The organism is Candidatus Allofournierella merdavium, from assembly GCF_944382735.1.
GTDB lineage: Bacteria > Bacillota > Clostridia > Oscillospirales > Ruminococcaceae > Allofournierella_A > Allofournierella_A merdavium.
In genome coordinates, this window is sequence record NZ_CALWND010000004.1 from 58,894 (window position 1) to 82,300 (window position 23,407).

Annotated in this window: 21 protein-coding genes; 3 read left to right on the top strand and 18 right to left on the bottom strand. The window is 66.1% G+C overall.

Going from position 1 to position 23,407, the window contains the following annotated elements:
• Positions 1 to 26: 26 nt before the first annotated feature.
• The 18 genes from ACH2A7_RS03805 to ACH2A7_RS03890 form a co-directional block, all read right to left on the bottom strand.
• The gene (locus ACH2A7_RS03805) at positions 27 to 1,922 is read right to left on the bottom strand and encodes a hypothetical protein (protein ID WP_394960239.1); all 1,896 of its coding nucleotides are present in this window, start codon (positions 1,920 to 1,922) and stop codon (positions 27 to 29) included.
• A gap of 41 nt (positions 1,923 to 1,963) precedes the next feature.
• On the bottom strand, positions 1,964 to 3,406 hold the full coding sequence (locus tag ACH2A7_RS03810; RefSeq protein WP_394960241.1) for a sensor histidine kinase: 1,443 nt from the start codon (positions 3,404 to 3,406) through the stop codon (positions 1,964 to 1,966).
• A gap of 34 nt (positions 3,407 to 3,440) precedes the next feature.
• Complete coding sequence (locus ACH2A7_RS03815; protein ID WP_394960243.1) at positions 3,441 to 4,139, bottom strand: response regulator transcription factor; 699 nt, start codon at positions 4,137 to 4,139, stop codon at positions 3,441 to 3,443.
• Positions 4,140 to 4,200: 61 nt separating this feature from the next.
• Positions 4,201 to 5,475 (bottom strand): hypothetical protein, encoded by a 1,275-nt coding sequence (locus ACH2A7_RS03820; protein ID WP_394960244.1) that lies wholly within the window; start codon positions 5,473 to 5,475, stop codon positions 4,201 to 4,203.
• A 39-nt stretch (positions 5,476 to 5,514) separates the two neighbouring features.
• Positions 5,515 to 6,273, bottom strand: coding sequence for a ZIP family metal transporter (locus tag ACH2A7_RS03825; protein WP_394960246.1), 759 nt, complete (start codon positions 6,271 to 6,273; stop codon positions 5,515 to 5,517).
• A 67-nt stretch (positions 6,274 to 6,340) separates the two neighbouring features.
• A complete protein-coding gene (gene deoC, locus ACH2A7_RS03830) occupies positions 6,341 to 7,006 on the bottom strand; it encodes a deoxyribose-phosphate aldolase (RefSeq protein WP_394960506.1) in 666 nt (221 codons plus the stop codon).
• Positions 7,006 to 7,152: a hypothetical protein gene (locus ACH2A7_RS03835; protein WP_394960247.1), complete on the bottom strand. Its 147-nt coding sequence runs from the start codon at positions 7,150 to 7,152 to the stop codon at positions 7,006 to 7,008. The genes deoC and ACH2A7_RS03835 overlap by 1 nt, the downstream gene beginning before the upstream one ends.
• A 101-nt stretch (positions 7,153 to 7,253) precedes the next feature.
• The gene (locus ACH2A7_RS03840) at positions 7,254 to 8,036 is read right to left on the bottom strand and encodes a hypothetical protein (RefSeq protein ID WP_394960248.1); all 783 of its coding nucleotides are present in this window, start codon (positions 8,034 to 8,036) and stop codon (positions 7,254 to 7,256) included.
• A gap of 218 nt (positions 8,037 to 8,254) precedes the next feature.
• Positions 8,255 to 10,186 (bottom strand): bifunctional 4-hydroxy-3-methylbut-2-enyl diphosphate reductase/30S ribosomal protein S1, encoded by a 1,932-nt coding sequence (locus ACH2A7_RS03845; RefSeq protein ID WP_394960250.1) that lies wholly within the window; start codon positions 10,184 to 10,186, stop codon positions 8,255 to 8,257.
• Positions 10,187 to 10,196: 10 nt separating this feature from the next.
• A complete protein-coding gene (locus tag ACH2A7_RS03850) occupies positions 10,197 to 10,814 on the bottom strand; it encodes a lysophospholipid acyltransferase family protein (protein WP_394960251.1) in 618 nt (205 codons plus the stop codon).
• A gap of 3 nt (positions 10,815 to 10,817) precedes the next feature.
• On the bottom strand, positions 10,818 to 11,519 hold the full coding sequence (gene cmk, locus ACH2A7_RS03855; protein ID WP_394960253.1) for a (d)CMP kinase: 702 nt from the start codon (positions 11,517 to 11,519) through the stop codon (positions 10,818 to 10,820).
• Between the two features lie 61 nt (positions 11,520 to 11,580).
• Positions 11,581 to 12,795 carry an NAD(P)/FAD-dependent oxidoreductase gene (locus ACH2A7_RS03860; protein WP_394960255.1) on the bottom strand — a complete coding sequence of 405 codons (1,215 nt, stop codon included), beginning with the start codon at positions 12,793 to 12,795 and terminating at the stop codon, positions 11,581 to 11,583.
• Positions 12,783 to 14,477 carry a hypothetical protein gene (locus tag ACH2A7_RS03865; RefSeq protein ID WP_394960257.1) on the bottom strand — a complete coding sequence of 565 codons (1,695 nt, stop codon included), beginning with the start codon at positions 14,475 to 14,477 and terminating at the stop codon, positions 12,783 to 12,785. The genes ACH2A7_RS03860 and ACH2A7_RS03865 overlap by 13 nt, the downstream gene beginning before the upstream one ends.
• Positions 14,478 to 14,497: 20 nt before the next feature.
• Positions 14,498 to 15,418 carry a glycosyltransferase gene (locus ACH2A7_RS03870; protein WP_394960259.1) on the bottom strand — a complete coding sequence of 307 codons (921 nt, stop codon included), beginning with the start codon at positions 15,416 to 15,418 and terminating at the stop codon, positions 14,498 to 14,500.
• Positions 15,402 to 16,532, bottom strand: a complete 1,131-nt coding sequence (locus ACH2A7_RS03875; RefSeq protein WP_394960261.1) for an FAD-dependent oxidoreductase — start codon at positions 16,530 to 16,532, stop codon at positions 15,402 to 15,404. The genes ACH2A7_RS03870 and ACH2A7_RS03875 overlap by 17 nt, the downstream gene beginning before the upstream one ends.
• A gap of 12 nt (positions 16,533 to 16,544) precedes the next feature.
• Positions 16,545 to 17,342, bottom strand: a complete 798-nt coding sequence (locus ACH2A7_RS03880) for a glycosyltransferase family 2 protein (RefSeq protein ID WP_394960263.1) — start codon at positions 17,340 to 17,342, stop codon at positions 16,545 to 16,547.
• A 3-nt stretch (positions 17,343 to 17,345) separates the two neighbouring features.
• Complete coding sequence (locus ACH2A7_RS03885) at positions 17,346 to 18,128, bottom strand: sugar phosphate isomerase/epimerase family protein (protein WP_394960265.1); 783 nt, start codon at positions 18,126 to 18,128, stop codon at positions 17,346 to 17,348.
• Entirely contained in the window at positions 18,125 to 19,054 is a 930-nt protein-coding gene (locus tag ACH2A7_RS03890) for a sugar nucleotide-binding protein (RefSeq protein WP_394960267.1), read from the bottom strand. Before ACH2A7_RS03890 ends, ACH2A7_RS03885 begins: the two co-directional genes overlap by 4 nt.
• 360 nt (positions 19,055 to 19,414) lie before the next feature.
• Here ACH2A7_RS03890 and ACH2A7_RS03895 point away from each other — a divergent pair, with 360 nt between their 5' ends.
• The 3 genes from ACH2A7_RS03895 to ACH2A7_RS03905 all read left to right on the top strand — a co-directional run bounded on the left by ACH2A7_RS03895 (position 19,415) and on the right by ACH2A7_RS03905 (position 23,403).
• The gene (locus ACH2A7_RS03895; protein ID WP_394960269.1) at positions 19,415 to 20,164 is read left to right on the top strand and encodes a hypothetical protein; all 750 of its coding nucleotides are present in this window, start codon (positions 19,415 to 19,417) and stop codon (positions 20,162 to 20,164) included.
• A 481-nt stretch (positions 20,165 to 20,645) separates the two neighbouring features.
• Positions 20,646 to 21,344: a response regulator transcription factor gene (locus ACH2A7_RS03900; protein WP_394960271.1), complete on the top strand. Its 699-nt coding sequence runs from the start codon at positions 20,646 to 20,648 to the stop codon at positions 21,342 to 21,344.
• Entirely contained in the window at positions 21,319 to 23,403 is a 2,085-nt protein-coding gene (locus ACH2A7_RS03905) for a sensor histidine kinase (RefSeq protein WP_394960273.1), read from the top strand. Before ACH2A7_RS03900 ends, ACH2A7_RS03905 begins: the two co-directional genes overlap by 26 nt.
• The last annotated feature ends 4 nt before the right edge of the window (positions 23,404 to 23,407 follow it).

The window sequence follows — 23,407 nt, forward strand, 5'->3', positions numbered from 1 at the left end:
CCGCGGTTTTTGTTTTTCCTGGCCGGTCAGCGGGCCGGGGCGGCCAGCTCCTTTTCCAACACGAGGCCGCCGTCCTCTTCCAGCCGGTACAGGCAGTTGGCCCGCAGCGGCGCGCCGTCGGTGTCGGCCAGCGCCGCCTGCGCGGCCGCCGCCTCACCGTTCCAGGCACAGAATACATATTTGAGGGGCTGCTCCTCCGCCGCCCAGGCGGCATAGGCCTCGGCCATCCTGCCGCCGAACTCCACCGGGTTGAGGGACAAGGTCTGCCCCGGCGTCAGGTCGAATTTGTACAGCCGGCAGTCGTGGTCCCACGAAGGCGCATCCGTGACCACCAGGGTGGCCGCGTCATCACGGCGCAGCTGGTCGGGGAGGGAGTCGAACACCGGCTGCAGTTCGGTCTGTTCCTGGGCCCAGACCGCCTCCTGGGGGTCCAGCTGCCGATGGGGGAGAAAAAAGCCCGGCACAAGTTCGGTGGCCGCCGTCCAATTGATCCCCACGGCAAAGACGGCCGCCGCGCAAACCGGAGCCAGCCACCGGCGTTTTGCGGCGCGCAGCCGTCCCGTGAAGGGGGCCAGAGCCCCCAGCGCCAGGTAAAGCATGGCCACGGGAAGCGGCGCGATGTAGCGGTGGTAGGCCGCCAGCTGCTCTCCCTCATCCGCATCAAACAGGTACACATAGGAAAAGCACAGCCCCACCGCGTATGCCAGAAAGACGACCGTCAGGATAACGCCCGCCACCCGCAGGGCCCGGGCCCTTGCGGGCACGAGGCGGCCCAGGCGCCACGCCAGCAGCCAGAACACCAAAAGGAATCCCAATGCCGAAAGTCCCGCCGCCCGATTGAGGGGTTCGATGCAGAAAAAGCGGAAAAAGTGGGCGATCACCGGTCTTGACTGCCCCTGCCCGGCGAAAAAGGCCCGCAGGTTCTCCAAACTGAGCGCACCCTCCGCCACGTCCTGCGTGAAGTAGGAACTGGTGCCTTTGAGCCGGCAGAGCAGTTTCCAGCTGTACCAGAACGCGGGGGCCGCCAGCGCCGCGGCCAGCGCCGTGCACCGGGCCGGCCAGCTGCCCCGCCGGATCAGCTGCCAGAGCGGCTCGCGCCACAGCACCAGTACCGCCGCCGCGCCCGCCAGCGCGTAGAGCGGTCCGGTGCTCTTGGAGATCACCAGCACCGACAGCCCGCAGCCGACCGCCGCCAGGTCCCAAAAGCCGGGCCGCGGGCTGCGCCAGGCGGTGAGCAGCGCCCAGCCCAGCAGCAGCGCCATCACCGGCTCCACCACCAGGCTCATCTGGTGGTATTTGGTGTAAAAGGCGGGAAAGATCAGCAGAAAGGCGCTCATCCCGGCCACCAGCGGCAGATCGGCCCAACGGGTGCGCCGCCAGCCGAAGTCCGCCAGCAGCGGCAGCGTCAGACCAACGTACCACAGGATCTGGGCGATGAACATGGTCCTCACGCTGGCCCGGCCAGCGCCAAGGTTCAGCAGGGCCGCCAGCATCTGGAGCCCGGGTGGATAATCGCTGAAGGTGGATGCGCTCTGCGCGGCGGCGGGGAACTTGTCCATCCCGCAGATCTGGCGGGTGAACAGCCCCCAGTGGGAGAGGTCGTCGAAGATGGTCAGCTGCAGGTGGCCGCTGAGGGCCGCCACCGCCGCTATCGCCAGCACAAAAGCGAAAAAAGCGGGGCCGAAGCGCGGGGCTTTTTCCCCGTCCCGCCGGCGCCAGGCCAGGAACGCCAGCACCAGCACCACCACGGGCAGCACCGGCACGAGCCACTCCTTTTCGCCCGCCGCGGTGAACAGGTAGGTCACCAGCGTGCCCGCTGTGATGGTCAGCGGCAGTGTCTGGGCGAAGGGGGCGTCTGCCACCCAGGTCAGTATGCACGCCGTCAGTACCAGCAGGCACAGCATTGCCAGGAACATCAGCATAGGCATGCCTCCGGCACCGGGCCGGACGCCCCTCCTTTCCGTTAAGATTCCGGTCGTTCTTCCCCAGCCGGAGCGGGCCTGTACAGCGGCAGCCGCAGGGTCACGGTGGTGCCCACGCCGGGTTTGGAGTCGATGTCCGCCGCGCCGTCCAGCGCGGTCATGATCTCGTCCACCACCGCCAGGCCGATGCCGCTGCCCCGCACCGCGCCCTTGCCCTTGAAAAACTTGAGTTTGACGTTGGCCAGATCCTCGGGCAGGATGCCCCGGCCCTGGTCGGCGATGGTGACGTAGGCGTTTTCACCCTCCTGCAACAGGTCGATGGTGATGGTTCCGCCGGGGCGGGAATATTTGACGGCGTTGTCCAGCACGTTGACGAACACCTGCCGCAGCCGCCCCGGGTCGGCCCAGATGGGCAGCGGCAGTTCCGGTTCCTCATAGACCAGGTGCAGGCCCTCCCGCTCGATGCGGGGCTGCATGAAGAGGGCCGCGTCGGTGACTTCGGCCACCAGGTCCAGGGGCTGACACTCCAGTTTGACGCCGCTCTGCAGCCGGGAGAAGCTGAGCAGTTCCTCCACCATGGTATACAGGCGCTCGGTCTCCTGGCCGATGATGGACAGGCCCTTGCGGTAATTTTCGTCCTCCGGGTCGCGGATGGCGGCGATGGTCTCCACCCAGCCCCGGATGTTGGTGAGAGGGGTGCGCAGTTCGTGGCTCACCGAACTGATGAACTCGTTCTGCAGCCGCTCGGTCTTGCTCAACTCCCCCGCCATCTCGTTGATGCGCTGGCATAGCCGGCCGATCTCGTCGTCGTAGGGGGTGTCGGGCAGCCGCACCGACAGATCGCCCCGGGCGATGGCGGTGGCGGCCTCCTCGATCTGGTGCACCGGTTTGACGATGCTGCTCACAAAGAACAGGCCGCTCCAGATGCTGACCAGCAGGATCACCGCGCCCACCCCCAGCGCGATCAGCACCTGCTTTGTGAGCGCCTCGTCCACCAGGGCAAGGCTGGTGAGCATCCGCATGGCGGCGGCGTCCTCGCAGGCGTAGGGCACCAGCACGGTAATGGCCATCACCCGGTGGCCGCTGGAGTCGGTGTAGATCATTTCGCCCCGGCCGCTGCTGCTGGAGAGGGCGGAGGTGAAATCCCCCGGCGCCTCGCTGTAGCGGATGAGCGCCCCCGAGGAGGTGATCAGCGGCTGGCCGGAGGAATCCAGCAGCATGAATTCGAATTTGTCCTTGGCGTCGAACTGCTCCACCGCACGGTGCAGCAGCTGGCTGCGGCTTGAGGCGGTGAGGGCGGGGTTGGCGCCGGTGACGATGTTCAGCTGGCCGCTGATGCTGGAGATGCGGCTGACGATGGCCTGCCGCGCGGCGTTGTAGTAGCCGGAATAGCTGGCGTAGATGAAAAGCCCCTCCGCCAGCGCCACCAGCAGCAGGGTCACGAGCAGGCTGCCCTTCAGCCAGCGCCTGGTGATACTGCTCACAGCCTGCCTCCTTTCTGCGGGATGGGTGCGGCGCTCAGCCGTTCCAGCGATAGCCGTAGCCCCAGACGGTGAGGATGTGCTTGGGGCTGGAGGGCTCGTCCTCGATCTTCATGCGCAGGCGGCGGATGTTCACGTCCACGATCTTCACGTCGCCGTAGTAATTTTCGCCCCACACGCCCTCCAGGATCTTCTCCCGCACAAGGGCGGTGCCGGGGTTCTGGAAGAACAGTTCCATGATCTGAAACTCCACCTGGGTCAGGTCGATGGGCTCGCCCTTTTTATAGAGCACCCGGCTCTTCTGGTCCAGCACGAACTGGCCGCTCACCAGGCGGGAGTCGTCCGTCTCGGCGGCGCTTTGCCCGGTGCGCTGCACCCGGCGGCAGAGCGCGTCGATGCGGGCCAGCAGTTCCGACACGCTGAAGGGCTTGGTCATATAGTCGTCCGCCCCGATGGAAAGGCCCCGGATCTTGTCCTGTTCCATGCTCTTGGCGCTGAGGATGATGATGCCGATGTTCGGATCGTCCCGGCGGATGGCCTCGCACAGAGAAAAGCCGTTCATGCCGGGCAGCATCACATCCAGCACCGCGGCGTCGCAGCCGCCCTCGCTGCCCAGCAGCGCCAGGCCCTTTTCGGCGCTCTCCGCCTCCAGCACCTCGTAGTCCGCCATGCGCAGGTTGAGGGCGATCAGTTCGCGGATGCTGTCCTCGTCTTCCACTACCAGAACTCGTCTCATGGTTTGACCTCCTTTGGAACAGGCCCGAAGGGCCCGCTTCATCTTGCACTGCCGCGGGGCCTCACAGAGGCCGGAACCCGCGGATCAACTCGCCGGACTGGACGTTTTCCCCCTGGGCGCCGATGCGCGCCTGCACCTTCTGAGCGCCCAGGTTGCCCAGCTGGAAATACCCGCCGCTCTGGGCGTTGGGGTCCACCACCCGCACCGTCAGCAAGAGGGTCTCCCCGTCGGCGCTGCGCACCTGCCAGCTGTCGGCCTCGTCCCCGTCGGTGAGCAGTACCTGCCCCTGCCACTCGTCCGGCAGGCGCAGATAATAGCCGTACTCCAGATCCGCCACGCCGAAGCTCTTCACCTGGTCGTACTCGGTGGTGTAGTCCATCCAGGCCACAAAACTCAGCCGGTTCACCGCCAGGTTCTCCATGCCGGCGCCGTCCAGCTGCACGGGGATCTCCACCGTGCCGTCGTCGTCGATGTCCTGGCTCTTCAGCAGGCTGGAATACCGCTGGGTGGCGGTGAACAGATTCTCCACCGTGATGGGATGGTAGGTCACCAGCTGCTGCTGGCGGGCGTCGTAGTAAAGGATCATGCTGGCCAGGGTGTTGGCGCTGCCGGTCTGGCCGTCCAGAATCAGGTAATAGCTGCCGTCGTCGCCCCGGCTGGTATACAGGCCCTCGCAGCTGGTGAACTGGTTGCCCACCGCCAGCGGCGGCATCACCGGGATGAACTGGCCGTCCTGGGCGGTGAGCATCTGCAGCTGCAGGCCGCTTTCGGTCTCGGGGCCGATGATCACCAGGTCGTTGCCGCCGCTGCCGCTGATGTCCCGCAGTTCATACTGGGAATACGCCTGATGGAATACCTCGTTCAGGGTCTCGTCCCGGTAGGAGTAGACCGCCAGATATTTTTCCCCCGAGGCGGCGGCGTACCCCACCAGCAGCTGGGTGCCCTGAGCCCCCCGCAGACTGGCGGTCTCAATGCTCTCCACCGAGGTGGAGAGGCCCTCCCGCTCCTGGGTGACCACCCACTGCCCGTCCACCGATTCCAGCACCGCCAGATGGACGTTCTGCCCCTTGGCGCTGCTCACATAGAGGGCGGCCGCGTCGGTGTCGCCGTCGCCGTCCCAGTCGTCGAACACAAAGGGGGACAGATTGTCGCCGGTGGTGGGATACTTCATCTGGGGCGTCTCGCCCAGGTAGGCCACCAGCGCCTTTTCCACCTGATTCTGCTGGCCGTCCAGCTGGGGGGCCCGCAGCAGGTCTTCCACGCCGGCGGGCGCGGCGCCGCACCCGGCCAGGCAGCACACCGCCGCCACCGCCGCGGCCGTTTTGAGCCATCCCACAGCTGCCACCTCCCTTTTGTATATACGAAGTTTATTATATCACGAAAGGAGCGCGATTCCAAGGGTCATGGTCAAAAGGCCCGCGCCGAAACCGGCCGCCGCCGTCTCCCGGCGGGCCATGGAGAGGCCGGTAGGCAGCAGTTCGCAGACGCTCACCCAGCACATCACCCCGCTCACCAGCGCCGCCATGCCGGTGACCAGACCCGCGGTGATGTGCCCGCCCAAGGCGCCCCAGGCCAGCAGCGCCCCCGCCGGCTCCGCCAGGCCGGAGGCCAGCGCCGCCGCGGCGGCCTTGCCCCGGCTGCGGGTGGCGTAAAACACCGGCAGCGCCACCGCCAGCCCCTCGGGCAGGTTGTGCAGGCCGATGGCCACCGCCAGCCGCGCCCCCACCGCCGGGTCCTCCAGAGAGGCGAACAGGGTCATCACCCCCTCCGGCAGGTTGTGGCCCACCAGCGCCAGCGCGGTGACCAGGGCACTGCGCAGCACCCGCCCCTCCTCGCCGCCGCCGGCAAACGCCTTTTCCTCCGGCAGCAGTTTTTCCAGCAGGGCGCCTGCCGCCAGCCCGATGAGGACGAGGCTCGCCGCCATGGCCCCCGCCCGCAGCGGGGAGAAGGCGGCCAGATACCGCCCCAGGGCCGCCGGCAGCATATCCATCAGGCTGATGGACAGCATCACCCCCGCCCCAAACCCCATGGCGAAGGCCATGCCCCGCCGCCCGGGGCGGTACAGCGCCCCCAGCACCCCGCCCAGAGCAGTGGCAAGGCCCGCCAGCGTGGTGGCCACCATCGCATACCACATACAAAAACGCCTCCCCTATCCTTTTTTACAAAGATATGGGAGGCGTTTTTCACTTATGAACCGGCGCTCAGTACCCCTGGGCCTCCTGGCCCTGCACCAGCTTCACGATGCGGCTGGTGCCCAGACGGTCGGCCCCCAGTTCGATGAAGCGCACCGCGTCGTCCAGGGTGGAGATGCCGCCGGCGGCCTTGATCTTGCAGCGGCCGGCGCAGCAGCGGGCGAACAGCTCGATGTCGGCGAAGGTGGCCCCGCCGGTGGAAAAGCCGGTGCTGGTCTTGATGAAGTCGGCCCCGGCGTCGATCACCGCCTGGCACATGGTCTCCTTCTCGGCCTCGGTGAGCAGGCAGGTCTCCACGATGACCTTCAGCACATGGTCGCCCACCGCCTGTTTGAGGGCGGCGATCTCGTTTGTGACGAAGGCCACGTCCCCCTCTTTCAGGCGGCCGATGTTGATGACCATGTCCACTTCAGAGGCGCCGTTCTCGATGGCGGTCTTCGCCTCGAACACCTTGGTGGCGGTGTCGGTGGCGCCCAGGGGGAAGCCCACCACGGTGCACACCGGCACGGCGCCCTTCATGTACTCCGCGGCCTGCTTCACAAAGCAGGGGTTGATGCACACCGAGGCGGTGTGGTACTCCATGGCCTCGTCGCAGAGTTTTTTGATGTCGGCCCAGGTGGCCTCCGGTTTCAGGAGGGTGTGGTCCACCTTTGCCAGGATCGCGGCATTGTCCATCATTTCACGCCGCCTCCCAACTTGCACTGTTTGCACTGGCGCGCTTTGCTCATGCCGATGGCGCTGAGCACGATGGCCACCACCGCGGCCACCGAGGCCACGATGCCCAGGATCAGGCCGGCCAACCGAAACGCGGAACCTTTCATAATCAAAACCTCCTGTCCCGCCGCCGGGGGGCGGCGCGGTTTGTCTTTGCTCTCAGTATACCATACCGGCCGCCGTTTGCCCAGCCTTTTTTGAGGCGGGCTCACCCGTTCAGCCCGCCCGCGGCCCGCTCCTCGGGCAGCAGGCCGAACATCGCCCGGTCCCGCGTCCACTCCAGCCCGGCGCGCAGGGCGGCGGCATAGTCCCGGAACTGGTCCTTGCGGTGGCGGTAGACGGCGGTGTACCCCGGGTGCTCACAGAGACAGATCCCGCTGGCCAGGGCCCGCCGGCGCTGCTCCTCCGTTTCCACCGGCACCCACCAGGTGCTGTTCTCCCCGTCCATGTTGGGCTGGGAAAAGCAGTCGGCCGCGCCCGCCGCGTCGCCCCGGTCCAGAAAGGCGAGGCCCGCCAGCCGGGGCATGGTGTCCCGGTGGGCGATGTAGTAGCCGTCCAGGTCGCCGTAGGTCTCTTCCACCATGGCCAAAAAACCGGCGCAGTAGTCTCGCAGAAAGTCCAGCAGGTCCTCGCACAGCCCCGGCATGGCCGCCTCGCTGCCGTCAAAATCGAAGTGCTGCGTCATCCGCGGAAAGGCCGCGCGACACAGCATGCCGCTGTTGGCCCGCAGCTTGTCGGTGAAACGGGCCTCCTCGCCCGGGCACAGGATGCCGTATTGCAGCTCGTCGAAGCGGCAGTACTTCACCGTGATGTCCAGCGTCATGCCGATGCGGCCGCTGGCCATCTCCTCCGGCCACCAGAAGGTGTCATAAAAATAGGGATCCGTCCTTTTGTACAGGTCACGCTCGGCGGAAAGCTTGATCTTCCGCGCCTTCGCGGCGGCCTTCATCGCCTGGTAGAGCGCCTTGTGCTGCCCACTGTTCAGCCGCATTTCCTTCCGTCCCCTTTCCTGCCGGCCCGCCGCCCGCGGGCGGCCCGCTTTGGCCCTGCCCCTTTTTTGACCTGTTCCGGCGGCGCGATTGGCCCGGAACCCGCGGCACAAGCCCGCCTTTCGCCCCGGCGGCACTGGAAAGCGCCCGCATTGCCCCGGCGCACAGATAGAAAAACACCGCCTGCCGTGGGGCAGACGGTGTTTTTTGTTCAAAAGATTTACTCGGCGTCGGAGCCCTCGGCCTCGTCGTTCAGCACGGCCTTCATGGACAGGCTGATGCGCTTCTTGTCGAAGTCCACGTCCAGCAGCTTGACCTTGACCTCGTCGCCCACCTTCAGCACGTCGCTGACCTTCTCCACGCGGTCGTTGCTGATCTCGCTGATGTGGACCAGGCCGTCGATGCCGGGCAAGATGCGCACAAAGGCGCCGAACTTGGTGATGCTCACCACGGGGGCGGTGAACACGCTGCCGATGGGATACTCGTTCTGCAGCTTGACCCAGGGGTTGTCCTCGGGCTTCTTGTAGCCCAGGGAGACCTTGTGGTTCTCGGTGTCCAGCGCCTTGACGTACACCTCGATGGTGTCGCCCACGTTCACCACCTCGCTGGGGTGCTTGATGCGGTTCCAGCTCAGCTCGCTGATGTGGCACAGGCCGTCCACGCCGCCCACGTCCACAAAGGCGCCGTAGGCAGTCAGGCTCTTGACCACGCCGGTGTAGGTCTTGCCCACCTCCACGTTGGCCCAGAAGGCCTCGCGCTTGGCGGCGTTCTCCTCGGCGGTGACCTTGTTGATGGATCCCACGATCTTGCGGCCGGCGCACTCGGTGATGACCAGCTTCACATTCTGCTTGACCAGGGCGTTGATGTCCTCGTCGCGGCGCATGGTGGCCTGGCTGCGGGGCACGAACACCTTCACGCCCTTGACCAGCACGATCACACCGCCCTTGTTGGTCTCGGTGACGACGCCTTCCATCACGGTGCCGTCCTCGGCGGCCTTGCGGACCTCCTCCAGACCCTTCATGGCTTCCAGACGCTTGCGGGACAGGTAGGCGACGCCTTCCTGATCGTTGACCTTTTCGACGACGAGGTCCAGCTTGTCCCCAACCTTGACCAGATCCTCGGCCTTGGCGGCGGGATCATCGGTGAGTTCGCTCAGCTTCACGAAACCGGTGTGCTTGGTGCCAATGTCCACCTGCACCTCGTTGGGCGTAATGCTGGTAACAGTGCCCTCCACAACCTTGCCTGCGTAGACGGGCTTGAGATTTGCTTCGCTCTCGGCAAACATCTCGGCAAAGCTCATCTCGTCACGAATTTCTTCACTCATACTGTTAAGTACCTCCTCAATAATAGACGATGGCGTGGAAGCCCCGGCCGTAACACCCACCGTTTGCACCCCGGAAAACCAGGCGGGATCCAGCTCCTTGGCCGTCTCCACCGTAACACACCGGGTGTGCTTTGCGGCGACTGCTGCCAGCTTCTGGGTGTTGGAAGAATGATGACCACCAATGACGACCATCAGGTCGCATTTCTGGCTGAGGTCTTCCGCTTCCTGTTGCCTCGTCCACGTCGCACTACATATTGTATCAAATATTTTGGCGTTTGTATACCCTTTTTTTATAAACGCGGCACATTCTTGCCATTTTGTAACCTGAAAGGTGGTCTGGGCCACCGCGTATACCGGTTTGTCCGGAGTCTCAGGGCCTTTCCACCCCTCCAGATGGGCCAGATCCGAGAAAACGAACACCTCGCCGTCGGTGTGCCCCACGATGCCCTGTACCTCGGGGTGGGAAGCGTCCCCCGCCACCAGCAGCACGGCGCCCTCCTCGCTGGCCTGGCGGGCGATGCGGTGGATCTTGGCCACGAAGGGGCAGGTGGCGTCGTGGCAGACGATGCCCGCCGCGGCGATCTGATCGTACACCGACTGGGGCACCCCGTGGCTGCGGATGACCAGTTCATAGCCGGCGGGCACGTCCTCCAGGCCCCCGGCCGTGACCACGCCCATCGCCTCCAGCTGGCGCACGCACTGGGGGTTGTGGATCAGCGGCCCCAGGGTGGCCACCTTGTGACCCTTTGCGGCCAGTTCGGCGGTGAGTTTCACCGCCCGGTCCACCCCGAAGCAGAAGCCGGCGGTCTTTGCCTTGATGATCTTCATGGCTCTCTCCTCATTCAAACCGGTTGGCGTCGTAAAGTTTCTGCCAGGCGTCCAGCAGCAGCTGCTTGTTGGCCCGCAGCTTCGCCGCGCTCTTGTGCTCGCCCAGGTAGAGTTGTTCGGCGGGGATGGGCTCGCCGAAGCAGATGCGCACCCCGCTGAACAGACGCATGTGGCCGTGGCGGTAGATGATGCGGCAGGGGATCATGTCCACCCCGGCGGCGCTGGCCACCACGAAGGCGCCGCTTTTCAGCCTGCCCGGCTCGCCGGTCTTGGAGCGGGTGCCCTCGGGAAAGATCAGCAGCCCCCGCCCGCCGCGCACCTGTTCGATGGCGTCGTCCACCGCGGTGGTGTCGCCCCGGCCGCGCTCCACGCCGAACACCCCCACCTTGTGAAAGAACCAGGTGAAGAAGGGGTTGACGTGCATCAGTTCTTCCTTTGCCATCACCAGCATCTTTTGGCCGTGGAACCGGGCGATCACCACGAACACCGGATCGATGGCGGACAGATGGTTCGGGGCCAGCACAAAGCCCCGGCCGTCCTTTGGCAGATTTTCCCGGCCCACCACCTTGATGGAAAAGCCCAGGTGCCAGAGCAGCCACGCCGCGCGCAGTACGATTGCGTAAAACATTGCTTACCTCACTTCGGCGCACGGCGCCTGATCCTTTGATTGTCCCACCTTTTGCAGGATGAGATTTTTCAGCGTCTGGAAACTCTCCTCAAAATCCATCTCGCTGGTGTCCACCAGCACCGCGTCCGGGGCTTGTTTCAGCGGCGCGGCGGCGCGGTGGGTGTCCTGCCAGTCCCGCTGGCGGATGTCCTCCAGCACCGTGTCGTAGTCCGCCGGCTGGCCCTTCTGGCGCAGTTCCAGCATCCGGCGCTTCGCCCGCGCCTCGGGGGAGGCGGTGAGGAAGATCTTCACGGTGGCGTTCGGCAGGATGACGGTGCCGATGTCCCGCCCGTCCATCAGCAGGTCGTGGGTGCGGGCCATCTGGCGCTGGGTGTCCAGCAGGAACTGGCGCACCGCCGGATGGGCGGACACGTCGCTGGCGGCCATGCCGATGGCCTCGGCGCGGATGGACTCGCTCACATCCTCGCCGCACAGCAGCACCCGCTGGGCGCCGTCCACATACTTCAGTTCCAGCCGGATGGCCGGCAGCAGCGCCGCCACGGCGGCGGCGTCCTTCGTGTCCGCCCCCGCCCGTTTGGCGTACAGGCCGATGGAGCGGTACATGGCGCCGGTGTCCACATAGAGATACCCCAGTTCCTTGGCCAGGCGCTTCGCCAGGCTGGATTTGCCGGCCCCGGAGGGGCCGTCGATGGCCACAGAGATCATCGTTTCACATGCTCCTTGCTTTTCAAAATTGGGCGGACACCGCCGCCCCGGTTTCAAACATTCAAAACGCCCGCGCCGCCGCCTGGGCGGTGCAGAAGGCAATTTGCAGATTGTAGCCCCCGGTGTAGGCGTCCACGTCCAGCACCTCGCCGGCGAAATACAGGCCGGGGCAGAGTTTGGAGGCCATAGTGCGGGGGTCCACCTCCTTCACGTTCACCCCGCCGCTGGTGATGACGGCGTGGGCCAGGTCCCCCCGGGCGCTGACGGGCACCTGCCAGTGCTTCATCAGCTTCACCAGCTTCCGGCGGCTCTCCTTGTCGATCTGGCTGGCTTTCGTCGCCGGGTCCACGCCCCAGCGCTCCACCATCACCGGCTGCATGCTGGCGGGCAGCAGCTTTGCCAGCGCCCCCTGGGCGCTTTTCGCCCCCAGCAGCTGAAAATCCCGGCAGACCCGCTGGTACAGCTGGTCCTCGTCCAGGGCGGGCTTCAGGTCGATCTCGGCCGTCCAGCGGTGCTGCTCCATCTCCCGGATGTAGCTGGAGGCGGAGAGGGTCAGCGGCCCGGAGATGCCAAAGTGGGTGAACAGCATCTCCCCCAGTTCGCGGAACACGGGCTTTTCGTCCCGCAGCAGCGTCAGGGTGACGTTGCGCAGCGAGAGGCCCATCATCTTTTTGCAGGCGGGGTCGGGGCTGACCAGGCTGCACAGGCTGGGCACCGGCTCCACGATGGAGTGGCCCGCCTGTTTTGCCAGTTTGTAGCCGTCGCCGGTGGAGCCGGTGCCGGGGTAGGACACCCCGCCGGTGGCCACCAGCACGCAGTCCGCCAAAAGGCGACGCCCGCCGGCCGTGACCACGCCGGCACAGCGCCCGTTTTCCAGAACGAGACTCTTTGCCCCGTCCATCACGACGTTCGCGCCGTCGGCCCAGCGCAGCAGGGCGGCGCGGATGTCCGCGGCCTTGTCGCTCACCGGGAACACCCGGCGGCCCCGCTCGGTCTTGAGGGGCACGCCCAGCTCCTCGAACAGCGCCATGGTGGCCGCCGGCGGAAAGGCGCGGATGGAGGAGAACAAAAACCGGGGGTTGGTGCGCACGTTCTGCAAAAAGGTGGCCTCGTCGCAGTTGTTGGTGACGTTGCACCGACCCTTACCGGTGACGAGAATTTTTTTGCCGGGCATCTCGCTGTGCTCCAGCACCGTGACCCGATGCCCCCGCCGGCAGGCTTCGCCCGCCGCCATCAGCCCGGCGGCGCCCGCGCCCACCACGATCAGTTCTGCCATGGCACGTTCTCCTTCCAGAGGGTGAGGATGCCCGCCGCGCTGAACAGGAGCAGCAGCGGGTGCACGGTGGAGAGATACATCGCGTAGGTGCCGATGTTGAAGCTGGACACCTCCACAAAGGCGATCATGAAGCAGCGCAGCAGCGCCATGGCGAAGAGGCCCGCCAGCAGCAGCGCCAGCATCCCCCGCCCCGGGGCGGCCTTTTTGCGGCGCAGGTCAGCCACCAGGCCGGGCACCGCCCGCAGCTGCAGCGCCACCGCCGCCACAAAGGCCACCGGCAGCGCCAGGGCGTAGGCCATCCGGAGGGTCTCCAGCCCCAGATACACCAGCCGCTGCGCCGGGCTGTAATAGGGCAGCGCGGTGCCCGCCTGGGCGGCGGAATTGGTGCGCTGGCCCAGATAATTCTCCCACACCGCCAGGTCTTCCACCGGGCCGATGGAGAGATTCTCGGCGTCGTAGGGCTCGCAGCCGCCGAAGGTGAGGGAGTACCACAGGCTGCGGACCCCCTCGGCCAGCACCGGGCCCACATACTCCGCCCGGATGGGGGGGGTGGTGCCGCTGCGTTTGCCGCCCCGCGCGGGCAGTTCGCCCGCGTCGCACAGTTCGTTGATGGTGTCCGCCACCCCCTGCCAGTATGCTTCCGCCTTTTGGGCGCTGTCATACACGCCCTCGTACCAGGCCGCCTTGCGGATGGCCCAGTAGAAGCTGCCGGACTGGTAGTCGTCCAGTTTGGGGTTGCGGTAGCTGTTTTGCAAATCGTCGTCCTCTTCCAGCCACTTCTCCAGCGGGGCGAGGGCGGGCACCTTTTCATAGAGCAGCTGCCGCGCCGCGGCGTTCACGCTCACCAGCGGCTGCCACTGGCCCGCCTCCACCCGCGTCATGGCGCCCATGGCGGCGGAAAAGCCGCCGGAGGAAAAATCACTCACGGTAAACACGCCGTAGTAAGCGTAGTTCACCGCGCTGAAGGCCAGCAGCCCCGCCGCCAGCAGGGCGAAAGGGATGGCCAGCGCGGCGCACCGGGCCAGTTTTTGGGCGGCGGGCAGCGCCGCCCGCAGGGCGGTGATGAGCAGGATGAGGCTGCCCGCGGCGGCAAAGGGCAGCAGCCACATGCCGTCCTCCCTCGTCAGCCAGGCCAGGGCGAGGCCCACCCCCGCCATTCCCAGCCAGGGCAGGCCCTTGGCCAGCGGCCCGCGCCAGCGCAGCGCCCAGCCGCACAGCCCCGCGAAGAAGAACATGCACAGGGCGGGAAAGATGTTGTCCCGATAAACGCGCAGGGTGAAGCTGGCGCTCACCGCCGGACTGAAGGCCAGCAGGGCGAACACCAGAAAGCGGCTTTTGTACCGCCGCAGCACCGGGGCGAAGGCCAGCGCCGAGGCCAGCGACGCGCCGCAGGCCAGCAGCTGCCCCGCCGCCAGATACGGGACGTGCAGCGCGTTGCACACCGCCAGCCACACCGCGAAGAACATGTGCTTCGAGAGGGTGAGCCAGTCGTAGGCGCCCAGCCACTGCCCGGCGGAGATGCTCTGCGCCGCCCGGAACATCAGCTCATCGTCGATGGGCGCGCCGTCCACCCACACCCAGATCATCTGGAACCGGCTGACGGCCACCTTGGCCAGCACCACCAGCGCCACGGCGATCCAGAAGGCGCGGCGGCTCATGTCTTTTTTCAGAACGTGTTTCATGGCCAAACCGGCCCCCTTGCTTATTTTTGCAGTTTCTCCACGCCCTCGATGAGGTAACTCTGCTTTTTGAAGGTGAGACGTACCAGCAGGTTCAGATACTTCACCGCGATGGTGAGGATGAAGAACAGGCCCGAAAGCCCCGCCGACAGCAGCAGCATGGTGGTGGTCCAGCCGGCGATGGGCTGGCCCAGGCAGAACACCGCCACCGTGTACACCAGCGCCAGCAGGGTGAGGAACATCATGCCCAGGCTGATGCCAAGGCTCAGCTTGTAGCCCGCGTCGGTGTAGAGGGCGAGGCTGTCCACCGCTTTGTCCAGGCGGGGGCCGTCGTCCTTCGCCGCCCGCCCCTCGAAGGTGAGGCTGGCGCAGGCCAGGCCGCTGGCGGCGTAGGCCGCCTTGCGGTAGGCCAGATCGTCGCTGATGGCCTTCACCCGGTTCACCGCCCGGCGGCTCACCAGCCGGAAGGCGTCGGTGGAAAGTTTATAGGGGCTGTTGCTGAACCGGTTGAACACCCGGTAGAACGCCCTGCTGGTCAGCCGCTGGCGGCTGGGGCAGACGGTGACCACATCAAAGCCGGTGAGGGCTTTTTGATAGGCCTGCCAGATGAGGTCGGGGTCGTAGTTCATCGCCGGCCGGTCGAACTCCAGCACAAAGTCGCCGATGGCGGCGTCCAGCCCGGCGTTCATCGCCCGCTCCACCCCCTGCCGCAGGCTCATGTTCACCACCGTCAGGGGCGCGGTGAGGCTGGCGGCGGCCCACTTTTTCAGGGCGGGCACCGTGTCGTCGGTGCAGCCGTCGTTCACCGCGATCAGTTCATAGTGGGCGAAATGCTCCGCCAGCACCCCGTCCAGGGCGGCAAAAAAGTCCGCCGCGGCCCCGCCCGCGTTGTGCAGGCAGACCACCGCCGAGACGAAATTGCTCTCTTTATTGTTCTGGGCCATCTTGCAGCACCTCGTCCAAATCGTATACCGTGTTGATCTTGCCGGAGAGCACGCTCACAAAGGCCGGCGCGTCGGAGTACCGGCGGATCACCGTGGGGCGGGAGTCGTCGATCTCGCTGGCCTTCAAAATGGGCTTCATGCTGAACAGGCTGCCGGCGTAGGCAAAGGCGTACTCCTCTTTCAGATACTTGCGGGCCAGCTGGCTCATCTGGGGCCAGGCGCTGGCGGGCTTTGCCGGGCAGTCGTTGCAGTTCGCAAGGTCGCCGGGGCGGCACCGCCCGCCGCTTTTCGCCTGGCAGTCAAAGGCGGGCAGGCCGTCGTAGCTGGTCAGGTGGGGGGTGAAGGCCACCGCGGTGAGGCTGTGGTACCCCGTGCGCCCGAAGGGCATGATGGAGAAGAAGGGCCCATCCATCACCGTGATGCCGGTGTTTTTGAGCGCGTCGCTCACGGTGCACAGGATGATCTCGCACAGTTCGTACTTGATCTTGAAGGGCTCAAAGCCCAGCATGGCGTGCACTTCGTTCACCCCGGCGTAGGTGGCGTTGAGCAAAAAGGGCGCTTCAGCCCTCACGTCCCCCGCCTTCACCCGCCAGACGCCGCCCGCCTGTTCGATGGAATCGGGCTTGCGGGAGTAGAGCACCGTGACGTTCTCCATCCCCGCGATGCGCTTTAAAAAGTGCTCTTTTAAGATGTTCGCGTCGTAGGTGTATTCCGTGGTCAGGAACGCCCCGTCGCACTGGCCGGGGTTGAAGTATTTCGAGGGGGCCACGTCGTCGCAGCGGATGTGTGCCGCCGCGCAAAAGCGCCGGAACTCGGCGGCGTTGGTCCAGGAGAAGTGGGCGCTGGTGGCGTAGACCTGGTCAAACTGGCGCAAAAGGCAGAAGTCGTAGTCCCGGCAGAAGCGCTGGAAGTAGTGGGCGCTCTTGATGGCGGTGGAGTAGCTGCGGGGGTAGTGGTAGCCCATGTGCACCCGCGCCTGGTTGATGTAGGTGGCCCGCAAAAAAGGCCCGGGATCCTTTTCCAGCACCAGCACCCGCTGGCCCGCCCCGCCGCACTTTTCGGCGGCGTACAGGCCGTAGAGCCCCGCGCCCAGGATGATCTTGTCGTAGGTCATGCCCTGCCTCCCTTATTCCGGGTCATACCGGCCCGCCAGCGCCGCGAACAGAATTTTCAAAAGGTTCGAGTTGCCCTTGAAGCCCTTGATCTTGGTGGGGGCGGGCTCGTTTTTGGGATAAGTCCGCTCCACCGGCACCTCACAGGCCTTGAGCCCCAGCCGGGTGGCCCGCACGCTCAGGTAGGCCAGCAGCTCGTAGCCGGGGAAGATGTCCCGCAGGGGCTGCACCGCCGGGTGGGTCAGGTAGGCCCGGCTGTAGGCCCGGTAGGCGTTGGTGGTGTCGGTGAACCAGTGGCGGGCCGCCAGGCTGATGACCGGCGCGTGGATGAGGCGCACCGCCAGCCAGCGGGCGGGCGGGGTGTTCACCGCCTTGCCCCCCTTGATGAAGCGGCTGCCCTGCACCAGGTCGTAGCCCTCTTTCAGCTTTTCGATAAAAAGGGGCACGCTCTCGATGGAGTCCTTGTTGTTGCCGTCGATGGTGAGCACGCCCGCATATCCCCGCTCCAGCGCGAAGTGCAGCCCCATGCGCAGCTGGGCCCCCTGCTTGCCGGGGCCTTTTTTGGTGAGCAGACAGTTCACCCCCCGGCTTTTCAGCCCCGGCAGCGCCATGCTGCCGTCAGTGCTGCCGCCGTCGCACAGGATGATATCCACCAGGCCGCACACGCCGGCTGCTTTCGCCCGGTCCAGCTCCTTCAGGATGCGCCCGCCCTCGTTGATGATGGGGATGAGCAGGCAGTAATCGCTGCGCTTTTCCGCCAGCGTTTCCACCGTATAGTCCGGCACGCCGGGAATGTTCTTTCGCCCTTCCATCGCTCAGCCGAACACCTCCGCCACATATTCCAGGCTGCGGGTCAGTTCCTCCTCGCCCGCGGCCTTCATCTCCAGCGACACAAAGCCCTGGTAGCCCACCCCTTTCAGCAGCAGCGCCAGTTCCCGGTGCAGCGGCCGCGGCCGGATGGGGGCAAGGCCCGGCTCGCTGATGTGCACATGGTTCACCCGGTGGAGATGGGCGGCCACCTCCGCCGCCGTCTCGCCGTTTGCCACCATGGCCCCCACGTCCAGGTTCACCGCCAGGCCTGGCCGGTCCAGCCGCTCTGCCAGGGCGAACACCTCCTTGTGGGTGTTGAGGAAGTTGGTGTTGTACATCGGGGGGTTCGCCTCCAGTGCGATCGCCGCGCCCCGCCGCCAGGCAAGATAGGCCAGCTGTTCAAAAAAGCCGTCCGCCTCGGCGGCGGTGTGGCCCTCCGGGATCGTGCGGTTGCGGGGGCAGCCGAACACGAGGCTTTTGCAGTGGCAGGCATAGGCGAACTCCAGCGCCTCGGCGGTGTAGTCCGCCAGGGCCGCGGCCTCCTCCGGCTGGAAGATGCTGCCGGTCTGGCCATACCAGATGCTCTGCATGCTGGGGATGGAAAAGCCGTATTTCTGCCACATCACCCCGGCGAACAGCGCCGCGCCGGGCAGGTTGTCGTAGGGGCTTTCCGGAAAGACGCGGGTGGGCGCGATCTCAAGGCCGGTGTAGCCCAGCTGGCGCATCTTCGCCCAGACGGCCTCGTCCTGGCTTGCGCTCCAGCCGATGTTGGAAGCGGAAAGTCTCATGCCTGTCCCTCCCAGCTTTTCATGAAGCGGCGGATGCCCGCCAGTTCCTCCTCTTCGGTGCAGAGGTAGCCGCCCGCCCCGCCGAACAGGGCGGCGTGTTCGGTGCGCATGTCGTAGTCGAAGGGCGCGCCGGGCAGTTCGTTTTTGAAGGTGCCTCCCCTCACCGCCCGGTAGACGGCGGCGGCGCTCACCGGCGGGGTGGCCAGATTCAGCACCCGCAGCCCGGCGGCCAGGGCCGTTTCGATGTGGCTCCACAGCCCCGCCAGGTCGTAAAACTGATACACCGAGCGGCTGTCGGTGAAGTGGAGGGCGTTCCAGTCGTTCTGCGAAAACCACGCCCGCAGCGCCGCGGCGTCCACCGCCCCGGTGAGTTTGTAAAAGCCGTTGCCGCCGTCGGCGTAGCCGGCGGCCACGAGGTCGCTCTTTGCCGCCAGTTCCCGGTATTTGTCCGGCCGCAGCATCGCCGGGGCGACGGTGTGCAGATCGTAAAGGAAATTCTTTTTCAGCCCTCTGCCGTAGAGGGCTGGCAGCCGGACGATGAGGGCGTTTTCAAAATCCTCGCGCACCCACTGTTCCAGCCGCAGGCGGTTGGCGCCGTAGGGAGCAAGGCCCGCGCCGGCCGGCTCGTCCGCCTCGGTCCTGCCCCGGCTGTCGGCATAGACGGCGATGGAGGAGACGAGTACCGTCTGCTTTGCGTTCAGGCGGCGCAGGTTCTCCCGCGCGGCGCGCATCACCGAAAGGTCCGCCTCCGGGTCCCGGTTGGCCAGATACATGGCCGCCGGCACCCCGGCGTAGACCACCAGGTCGTTGTCCTTGCCGAACTGATCGGCCACATCGGTGGAGTGGCAGGCCGCGTCAAAGGCGTGGCTGGCCAAAAGGTTGCCCCCCACAAAGCCGGTGCTGCCCACAAGAACGGTGCGCCCCATCCTCTTCGCCCCTTTCCAACAGTCATAGCAATACAGAATACATTATACACAAAAAGCCCCCCGCATACAAGGCCGGGGGGGCGCGGGGTTGCCCGCGTCCCCGAACGCCTGTGCCGGGCGGCGCCCCGGACCGGCTGCAACAACATGGACTTGCGCATCCCTTTGTGCTATATTTTTTATCACAGCAGTTCAAAAAAGCGCGGGGGCCATCGCAGAGCGGCGGGTGCCGTCCATCCCCGCTGACCGCTTGCGCGTTGCCCATGGCCCCGGAGCAGGCCGCGGCAGAAACACTCAACGGCTCCCGCCCCGCGGGGCGGTGTGCCGCGCGACTCTTGAACCAGGGAAAAAGAGGATGGTGCCATGAACAGGGAAAAAATCCGCCGGGCCTTTCTGCCGCTCCTTTTGGGGCTGGCCGTTGTTTCGCTGGCCGGGTGCCGGTCCCGGGAGGATCTTCCGTTTTATCGGATGGAGAGCGAGGGCAATTCCCAGGTCCTCTGCGTGGACGGCGTCAGATACGAGCGAAGCTATCCTCGTGAGGATGAAGAGGCATACATACGCTACAGCGGCAGCCGGTATTGCTGGACGACCACAGAGGCGGAGTATGGGCCGCAGATCGGGGTCTGCGGCGAGGACGCCGATAAAACGCCTGCATTAAATATCTATGAGGTGGCGGGCGACAAGGAGCGAACCTTTCTCTACACATATCCCGTCCACTTTTATATCGGCGGCCCGGATTACAGCCTCTGGCGGCGGGAGGGCGTGACGCTGGGGGCGCCGAGCGCGGAAACGGTGGCTTCCATTTCGTTCATCTGCCAGGAGGACTCCCTTTTCCAGGTGGACGACCCCGCGCTGATCGCCGCCTTCATGGAGGTCTATCACAGCGATGGACAACCGCCGGCGGACATCGAAGACGGCGCGGGTTGGCGGGGCTGCTCCTTAATAATGCGCCACAAGGAGTATCCTTTTCTCCAGTACGAAATCGAGTGTTACTATTCTCCGGAGCAAAAGACGGCCTGCTATCGGACATCCCCGCTGGGGGAGTGGTTTCCTTTCCCCGCCGCGTGGTACGAGATCATTTCAGAGGCCGACTTCCCCGCCGGGGAGGCGTGAGCCAGGCGCGGATACAGCGGTCAGCCTGTGAAAACGTTGAATGGGCGGCCGGCAGCGGCCAAAGCCGCGGCAAGAGCATAGCCAGGAGCAGTTGTTTTCGACCGGGAAAACAGCCGCTCCTTTCTTTTTCTCCGGGCAAAACCGGGAGAGGCTCCCGCGCGGGACCGGCTGCCGGGCACGGGGAGCGGAAAAGGCGGGTCCTCCGTTGGGGCGGCCGCCTGCCGGGGCGGCGAACTCCTGACAAACAAGCGGGGCGGAACGCCCCCCCGACCACGCCCGGCGGCGGGGCCCTTCTTGCTCCGGCATTCGGGCCCCTCTTTCCGCGCATCGCATGCCGGATCTGCCGCGACGCGCCCTTTAAGAAATTTGTAAGAAAAAGGGCGGCCGTGTCGTAAGATTTACAGGATATACTGGCAGACGGTTGGCAAGGTCTTTGCCATCGCGTACAATAAAGGCAAAGACGGAAAGGAGGCGCAGACGGATGGAACCGCTTTGTATCCTGGTGGCCGACGACGACGCGGACATCGTGAACGCCGTGCGGCTGTATCTGGAAAAGGAGGGCTTCACGGTGCACGGGGCGGCCAACGGGCTGGAGGCGCTGGACATTCTGGAACGGCAGACGGTGCATCTCATCCTGATGGACGTGATGATGCCCCGGCTGGACGGCTTTTCCGCCATCATGCGCATCCGGCAAAAGCGCAACCTGCCCATTCTGGTGATGAGCGCCAAGACCGAGGACTCGGACAAGGTGCTGGGGCTTTCCATCGGGGCGGACGACTACATCACCAAGCCCTTCAGCGCCATCGAGCTGGTGGCGCGGGTAAAAAGCCACCTGCGCCGGTATCTGGAACTGGGCGGCGCGGGGGCCGGGGGCTCGGTGCGCCGGGTGGGGCGGCTGGAATACGATTTTGACGCCCACACCCTCGCGGCGGACGGCGCGCCGGTGAAGCTCACCCCCACCGAGACGCGCATCATGGAACTGTTCATGAAAAACCCCGGGCGCATCTTTTCCGCCGAAGAGATCTACGCCCGGGTGTGGAACGAGGCGGCGGCCTTCGCGCCGGAAAACACGGTGATGGTGCACATCCGGCGCATCCGCGAAAAGATCGAACTGAATCCGAAGGAACCGGAATACTTGAAGGTGGTGTGGGGTCTTGGGTACCGACTGGAAAAAAAGTAAGCTGGCCGCCCGCGTTTTGTGCGGCTGGCTGGGGATGATGGGCCTGCTGGCGGCGTTGTTCAGCCTGCTGGCGTGCGGGCCCGCCGTGCTGGGCGGCAGCGCCGCCGGCATGGGCGATCTGCTGGCCGGCCAGGTGAGCGGCTCGGTGTATTACCAGCAGCGCATGGCCGACCTGTTCTACAACTGCTCGCTGATGGCCGCCGGGGGCGCGAGCCCCACCGGCCAGACCCTGACCGAGAGCCAGAACACCCAGCTGCGCACCCAGGCGCGGCAGGCGATCGGCAGTGACGACGGGGCGCTGGCCAGCGGGGAGGTGCTCTTTGCCGTGCTGCCCGACACGGAGACCGGCGCCGCCTTCACCAACAGTGATTTTGCCCTCTGGGAGGACGGCCGGGTGGCCGCGCCCCTGGGCTATTCGGTGGCGCTGGCTTACAGTGACGGCAGTTCCTGGGGCAACCGGGCGCTGCTGGCGGCCTACGACAAGCTGCTGGCGGGCCAGACGGTGCACCCCAGCGCCGAGGGGCTGGAAAGCGCCGTGGTGGTGCTGGCGGTGCGCAACAGCGGCGATCTGTGGCAGCCGGGATTCGTCAGCGAGGGGCGGGTGCAGGCGGCCGACCTGCGGCCCTTCCTGCTGCTCATCCTCACCGGCAGCGCCGCGGCCCTTGTGTGCGGTGTGGTGTGTCTTGTGTGGCACCGGCGGGCAAAGCCCGCCCGGGCCTGGGCCGCGTCCCTCACCGGCCGGGTGTGGCTGGAGGCAAAGCTGCTTATCTGGCTGGCGGCCCTCTTCTGCTTCTGGTGCTGGCGCGTGATCTACTTCCCCGATCCCCTCTGGACCGTACTGCCCGTTCTGGGCTGGCCGCTGGTGTGGCTGACCGCCGTGGACCTGCGCCAGGGCGGTGCGGGCGTGTTCCGCCGCAGCCTTCTGGCCCGGCTGGGGGGCCTGGTGCGCGCCGCCTGGCTGGGGCAGCCCTGGCAGGCCCGGGTGGCGTGGCCGGCGGTGCTGTGCTGGCTGGTGCCGGCGGCGATGGTGCCGCTGCTGTGGCTGATGTTCTTTTCCTGCTATTGGGCGGCCCCGGGCCTTGTGCTGTTCGCCCTTGTGCTGGGCCATCTGGCCGCGCTGGCGGTGGCGCTGGCGGGCCTCGTTGTTCAGCTGCGCTTTTGCCGGGACGCCGGCCGCCTCACCGGCGCGCTGCACACCCTGCGCAGCGAGGGCGCGGCCCGGCCCCTGCACTTCAAGGCGTCCGCCCCGCTGCACGACGCGGCGGAGGACCTGAACGCCCTGCGGGAGGGCATCGACGCGGCGGTGGAGCAGCAGCGCCGGGCGGACCGGATGAAGATGGAACTGCTCACCAACGTCTCCCACGACCTGAAAACGCCGCTGACCAGCATCATCAACTATGCCGACCTGCTCTGCGCCGAGCCCCTGGAGGGCGCGGCGGCGGACTACGCCAAAGTCATCCAGCGCAAGGCGGACAGGCTCAAGCACATGGTGCAGGACGTGTTCGATTTGTCCAAGGCGGCCAGCGGCAGCCTGCCTCTGGCCCCCGCGCCCATCGACCTTGCGAAACTCATCCGGCAGACCCTGGCGGACATGGACGAGGCCATCGCCGCCAGTCCCCTCACCTTCCGCACCTCCCTCGCCCCCGAGGCCTGGGTGCTGGCGGACGGCGAGCGGATGTATCGGGTGTTCCAGAACCTGTTCTCCAACGCCCTGCGCTACTCGCTGGCGGGCAGCCGGGTGTATGTGGAACTGACCGCCGAAAACGGACAGGCCGTGGCCCGGGTGAAGAACGTGGCGGGCTATGAGATGGAATTTGACCCCGGCGAGATCACCGAGCGCTTTGTGCGGGGGGACCCCTCCCGCACCGGCGAGGGCAGCGGGCTGGGCCTGTCCATCGCCAAGAGTTTCACCGAGGCCTGCGGCGGCACGCTGGAGGTGCGGGTGGACGCCGACCTGTTCTGTGTGCAGGTGGCGCTGCCCCTCACCGAAAAGCCCGCCCCTGAAGATGCCGGGGATGGAGCCGAACCGTCCGAGGAATGCGCCGCCGGGGCCCTGTGACCCG